The following is a 5,306-nucleotide window of genomic DNA, read 5'->3' on the forward strand; positions in this document are numbered from 1 at the left end:
CCGGTGGGACCGCGCACCCGGGGACAACCGCGAGGGCGGCATCAGAGCAGGCAGAAATGCGGGATCAGGATGCCCGCCGGCCAGATCCCGCAAGCCCTCCGGGACTCGGGGCGGCCGCCGCGACGCCACCGCCGGAGCCTGCGCCACCACCGTTCCGCCCCGCCCGCGCGTGACGACGATGCCCCGCTGTCGCAGCTCCTTGTACGCCGTGGCGACGGTGCCCGGACTCACTCCGAGCTCGTCCGCGAGCCGCCGCACCGGCGGCAGCGCGGCACCCGGCCCCAACGCCCCCTCGGCCACTCGCCGTTCGACGGACGCGGCAATTCCCTTGGCCGTCGTACCACTGATCCCATATTGTATTGCCACGCTAGCAACTATGTATCAGTACATAATTCAACGCAAGGGGGAGCAGTGGGCACGACGCGTCGCGCAGCCGTACGGCCGAAACGCATACCTGGAGGACGCGACGGCCGCAGAATGCTCGCGATCGCCCTCGTCGACCGCACCGGCAGCGGCCTGTGGGCCTCCGTCTCCGTCCTGTACTTCACCTACGTCTCGCATCTCTCCGTGGCCCAGGTGGGCACCCTCGCCGCGATCGCCGGAGCCATCGGCATCGCCGGCGCACCCCTGGGCGGCCGCCTCGCCGACCGGTTCCCGCTCACCCGCGTCCTCGTCGCCCTCCAACTTCTGCGCGCCCTGGCCTCGTTCGCCCTGCTCACCACGGACAACTACGTCCTGCTGATCGTCTTCTCGGCCGCCGGCGGCTTCGGGGACCGCGCCGCCAACGTGCTCACCAGGCTCTACGCCACCCGCGTCGCAGGACCGGACCGCATCCGCTACCAGGCCATCAGCCGCACCGTGGCCAACGCGGGCTGGGCCCTGGGCGGCCTCGCCGCCGCAGCCGCTCTGGCCCTCGGCACAACCGCCGCCTACCACTGGCTCCTCCTCGGCGACGCCCTCTCCTTCGTCGCTGTCGCGACCCTCACCGTGCGCTGTGGCGAACCCCCGTCGCCGCAGCGCACCGTCGCGACATCGAAGGACGCGACACCCGCGAGCAAGCCGCCGAACCCCTGGCGCGACCGCACCTACCTCGCGTACGTCGCGACCGAAACCGTCCTCTTCCTCGACGACGCCGTCTTCAAGGTCGGCCTGCCGCTGTGGATCGCCCACGCCAGCGTCGCACCGCACGGACTGGCACCTCTGCTGATGGTCTTCAACAACGTGATGGTGGTGGCGCTCCAAGTCCCCCTGGCCCGCTTCGCCACCACGACGGCGGCCACCCGCAACCTGCTGATACCGCTCTCCGTCGCCTTCGCCCTGGGCGGCACCACCCTGGCGCTCTCGTCCACCGGCGGAGCCATCACGGCCACGGTGCTCCTCACCGCCTCGGCCGCCGCCTTCACCCTGGCGGAAATGCTGCACGCCACCATCTCGTGGGAACTCTCCGTCGCCCTCGCGCCCGACACCGCGCAGGGCGCCTTCCTCGGCGTCCACGGACTCGCCCAGTCCACCCAACGCAGCGTCGGCCCACTCGCGGTCACCGCGGCCATCGCCACCGGCCCCCTCGGCTGGACCGTCTTCGGCGCCATCATCGCTCTGACCTGCATGATTCAGCACCGCCTGGTCCGCGAGCCACTCGCTCGGACGCCGTTGTCAGTGCCTCCGGTTACTGTGAGTGAGCATTGATCAACCGCGCACAGGGGGAAACATGGCGCACACCGACCACCAGACCATGCGACGCGTTCTGCGCCGCGAAATCGCGGGCACCATCGGCCTGTTGACCGACGAGCAGGACTTCAGCGCCATGCGGCGCTATCGCAGCTTCACCTTCGACGACCACACCGCCTACCTCCAGCAGGTGGAGGCACTCCTCAGGAGCCGCGCCCTCCAGGGCAGCCACACCAGCGTGGCCCTCTTCGACCCCGAGGAATACGCCGAGTTCTGCGCCGACAGCGGCCTCGACCCCGACATCCCGTCGAGCCGAACCCGCTTCACAGCCGAACTCGCGGCCACCGGCCCCACCCTCCTCTACGAAGGCCAGCCACTGGCCGAACTCCTCCCGGCCCTGGTCGACGAGGCCGTCCGCCGGGCGACCTGGGAGTACGCGACCACACTCCTCGCCCGCCTCGGCGCCTGCGCCTCCTGCGGCGAGGACATCGGCCGCGCCGCCTTCACCCGGGCCTCCGGCCTCCTCGTCCGCATCCTCGACACGGCCCGGCCCGGCAACCGACACCTCGTCTGCAGCGTCTCGGGACCACCGGAAACCCTCGTCTCCGTCCTTCACGCCGACCAGGACGAGGACGGAACCACGCACCTCGACGACGCCGAGGCCCTCGAATTCACCACGGTCCTCGCCCTCGGCATCGCCACCCGAAGCCCCGGCGGCCTCGTCATGCGCACCACCAGTCCCGACAACCCCGACTGCATCTACGGCTGGCGCCTGCGCGGCGACGGCCTGGAAGCCCTGACCGCCGGCGAGGTCTTCGACGCCTACTGCACCGACGTCGAATCCGGCGACCTCATCTCCCCGGAATCAGGCGTGGACTACTGCGTGCCGCCCGACCTCGGAGACCTGGAGCAGCCCCCGGGAGGACACCACCACTGAACACGCCAGGGGCGCCCCACCCACTGGTGAGGCGCCCCTGGAACACAGCCGACGGACGGCTTCCCGCCCGACTGTTCGCCTATTCGCCGGACAGCACCGCCTGAGCCGCGGCGCGCGCCTCCTCGGCACTGTCCGCGGCGCGCGCGGCCAGCGCGGCCCGCTCGCACTGCGCGAGCGTGTACTTCGCCAACGCCGACCGCACATAGGGAATCGAAGCCGCACCCATGGAAAGGGAGGTGACCCCCAGACCGGTCAGCACACAAGCCAGCAGCGGGTCGGACGCGGCCTCACCGCAGACACCACAGCTCTTGCCCTCGGCCTTCGCCCCCTCGGCGGACATCGCGACCAGGTCGAGCAGCGCGGGCTGCCACGGATCCTGCAGCCGGGACACCGCACCCACCTGACGGTCGGCGGCGAAGGTGTACTGCGCGAGGTCGTTGGTCCCCAGCGACAGGAACTCGACCTCCTGCAGAATCGAGCGCGCCCGCAGGGCGGCCGACGGAATCTCCACCATCGCACCGAACTTGGCCCGCAGCCCGGCCTCCCGGCACGCGTCCGCGAACGCCTTCGCGTCCGCGCGGTCCGCGACCATCGGGGCCATGACCTCAAGGTAGACCGGCAACCCCTCGGCGGCCTTCGCGAGCGCCGTCAGCTGAGTGCGCAGCACATCGGGGTGGTCGAGCAACGACCGCAGACCGCGCACACCCAGGGCCGGGTTCGGCTCATCGGCCGGCGTCAGGAAGTCCAGCGGCTTGTCCGCGCCCGCGTCCAGCACCCGCACGACGACACGCCCCTCGGGGAACGCCTCGAGCACCTGCCGGTAGGCATCGACCTGCTTCTCCTCGGACGGCGCGTTCTTGCTGTCGTCCAGAAAAAGGAACTCGGTACGGAAGAGCCCCACACCCTCGGCCCCCGCCGCCAGGGCGGCCGGTACATCAGCGGGACCGCCGACATTGGCCAGCAGCGGCACCTTGTGCCCGTCGGAGGTGGCACCGGGACCCGTGGAAGCGGAGAGAGCGGCCTTGCGCGCGGCGGCCGCGGCCTCCAGCTGCTCCTTCTTCTCATCACTGGGGTTAACGAAGATCTCGCCGGTGCTGCCGTCGACGGCGACCAGAGTGCCCTCCGCCAACTCCCCGGCCCCTGGCAGCGCCACCACGGCCGGCACCCCGAGCGCCCGAGCCAGGATCGCACTGTGACTCGTCGGCCCGCCCTCCTCGGTGACGAAACCGAGCACCAGCGTCGGGTCCAACAGCGCCGTATCGGCAGGCGCCAGGTCACGAGCGATAAGGACGTACGGCTCGTCGCTGTCCGGAACACCCGGCATCGGCACCCCGAGCAACCGGGCGACGATACGGTTCCGCACGTCATCGAGGTCGGCCACCCGACCGGCGAGATACTCACCGGCACCGGCCAGCAGAGCACGGTAGGCGGCGAAGGCGTCGTACACGGCCCGCTCCGCGGTACTGCCGACCGCGATACGGCGTTCCACGTCCACCATCAGCTCGGGGTCCTGGGCCATCATGGCCTGCGCCTCGAGCACCGCCTGGGCTTCGCCCCCCGCCAGATTGCCGCGCGCCATCAGGTCGGCCGCCACAGCGTCCACGGCTTGGCGGGCGCGCCCCTGTTCACGCTCCGCGTCCTCCACCGGAATCTGCTTGGCAGGCGGTTCCAGAACCGCCGTCCCCATGTGCCGAACCTCGCCGATCGCCACACCGTGGCTCACACCGACGCCTCGCAGCGTTGTCTCCATCTCACCCGTCTCCGATAGTGCGGTGCGGCGGGTCCCGCCGCCGCGGTGGTTGTCCTGCTCACCGTCATACGACGGCATTGACGTCACTCCCAGGTGAAGAGACTGTCGCCGGCCTTCACATCGCCGTCCTCGCGGAGACCGGAGAGGCCATCGGCCGTGGCTTCGAGAGCCACGATCGGGCACACCGGGGACTTGCCGGCGGCCTCGACGGCGGCCGGGTTCCAGCGCACGACGCTCTGGCCCCGGGTCACGGTGTCGCCCTTGTTGACGAGCAGCTCGAAGCCCTCGCCATTGAGCTGCACGGTGTCGATACCAAGGTGAGTGAGCACGCCGTGTCCCTCATCGTCCACGACGACGAAGGCGTGCGGGTGGAGGGAGACGATGACTCCGTCCACGGGAGAGACAGCCTCGGAAGGCTCACGTACGGGGTCGATGGCCGTGCCGGGGCCGACCATGGCTCCGGAGAAGACCGGATCCGGCACCTCGGCCAGTCCGATGGCACGTCCTGCGAGAGGGGACGTCACGCTGGTCATGGGAAGCCTCCCAGGGGTGGAAATGTGATGGGGCCGTCACTACCTGTTCCGGACGGCACACTGAGCAGCAGGGTATGTCATATGTAGTACCGGTTCCGCCTGAGAGGTCCGGATTAGTGGTCTAGACCACACCTCTAATCGATTTGCACCTGCTCTACGGCCGCATGTACAGTCGTACTTCTGCTTGAGGCCGAGTGACGCGACCAAGCGTCTTTGCCTGGCCTGGCAGCACCCAACTTGTCAGATCCTATCCCGGGGTCACCTTCTGCATGCCTGTAGGACGGTGGTCAGGGGGCCGGAAAAACACTGATAGAGTTTGGAACACCGAAGGGAAGCCCGGAGGAAAGCCCGAGAGGGTGAGTACAAAGGAAGCGTCCGTTCCTTGAGAACTCAACAGCGTGCCAAAAATCAACGCCAG

General features: G+C 69.5%; 5 protein-coding genes. 2 read left to right on the forward strand and 3 right to left on the reverse strand.

The window, feature by feature from the left end:
* Positions 1–366, reverse strand: a 366-nt coding sequence (locus ACFWP5_RS51740) for a GntR family transcriptional regulator (RefSeq protein ID WP_384174208.1), incomplete at its 3' end; no start/stop codon positions are given.
* Positions 367–411: 45 nt separating this feature from the next.
* On the opposite strand from ACFWP5_RS51740, the gene ACFWP5_RS51745 reads away from it, so the two are divergent.
* Together ACFWP5_RS51745 and ACFWP5_RS51750 are read left to right on the forward strand one after the other, a co-directional pair.
* The gene (locus ACFWP5_RS51745; RefSeq protein WP_384174211.1) at positions 412–1,686 is read left to right on the forward strand and encodes an MFS transporter; all 1,275 of its coding nucleotides are present in this window, start codon (positions 412–414) and stop codon (positions 1,684–1,686) included.
* A gap of 22 nt (positions 1,687–1,708) precedes the next feature.
* A complete protein-coding gene (locus ACFWP5_RS51750; protein WP_384174214.1) occupies positions 1,709–2,605 on the forward strand; it encodes a hypothetical protein in 897 nt (298 codons plus the stop codon).
* A 79-nt stretch (positions 2,606–2,684) separates the two neighbouring features.
* On the opposite strand, the gene ptsP is transcribed toward ACFWP5_RS51750, so the two are convergent.
* Entirely contained in the window at positions 2,685–4,355 is a 1,671-nt protein-coding gene (ptsP, locus tag ACFWP5_RS51755; RefSeq protein ID WP_384174220.1) for a phosphoenolpyruvate--protein phosphotransferase, read from the reverse strand.
* Positions 4,356–4,438: 83 nt separating this feature from the next.
* Entirely contained in the window at positions 4,439–4,888 is a 450-nt protein-coding gene (locus ACFWP5_RS51760) for a PTS glucose transporter subunit IIA (RefSeq protein ID WP_384174217.1), read from the reverse strand.
* Between the last annotated feature and the right edge of the window lie 418 nt (positions 4,889–5,306).

The sequence above is a fragment of the Streptomyces sp. NPDC058469 genome (assembly GCF_042721125.1).
Classification (GTDB): Bacteria; Actinomycetota; Actinomycetes; order Streptomycetales; family Streptomycetaceae; genus Streptomyces.

Excerpts from the sequence above, each read along its gene's own strand:
- ACFWP5_RS51750 (WP_384174214.1), top strand. The coding sequence starts at position 1,709 with ATGGCGCACACCGACCACCAGACCATGCGACGCGTTCTGCGCCGCGAA.
- ptsP (WP_384174220.1), bottom strand. The coding sequence starts at position 4,355 with ATGGAGACAACGCTGCGAGGCGTCGGTGTGAGCCACGGTGTGGCGATC.
- ACFWP5_RS51760 (WP_384174217.1), bottom strand. The coding sequence starts at position 4,888 with ATGACCAGCGTGACGTCCCCTCTCGCAGGACGTGCCATCGGACTGGCC.